Below are 461 nucleotides of genomic sequence, written 5' to 3'. Positions count from 1 at the left end.
GCTGCAGTCTTTACCGGGAATAAATTTGCCGGCTTGATCCGTCATCAGCGTTTTCATCATCTCGCCGGTATCCGGGTTCGCTTCGAGAGTAAAGTGCCCTTCTACCACCAGCAGTACCGGGCGAGTATCGGTCCCGCGCGCGGCGGCATAATCCCGTTCAAGCTGGGCATTGTTCGCCACCGCGACGCGTTTACCGGTCGCACAATCGGTAAAGGTTGCCGCATCGGCCATATAGAAATACATGCCGCGCATCGCCATCGGCGTCGTCGGCAGGCTGGCCTTCACTGGCTCCAGGGTATAGTTGAGAGGAGACTGAATGGGGCTTCCGTTGCGGTCGAGCATCTCCAGCTTGTCGCCTTTCGCGCGAAAGTAAGATTTCTCGCCCTTGCTGTTGGTCAGCACCAGCTTATCCGCGGTACGTGCCCAGGTGCCGTACGAGGCAAAGGATGACGGCTCACGAC

The 461-nt window shown here is 58.4% G+C and carries 1 protein-coding gene; it reads right to left on the bottom strand.

The annotated features are described in order from the left end of the window. Positions 1-461 (bottom strand): envelope stress response activation lipoprotein NlpE (gene nlpE / locus M3226_RS31610; protein WP_251573431.1); only part of this gene is annotated, 461 nt, incomplete at both ends.

The sequence above is a fragment of the Neobacillus cucumis genome (assembly GCF_023715505.1).
Note: the sequence above shows the minus strand (reverse complement) of the source record. Positions and strands in the feature narration are given on the sequence as shown.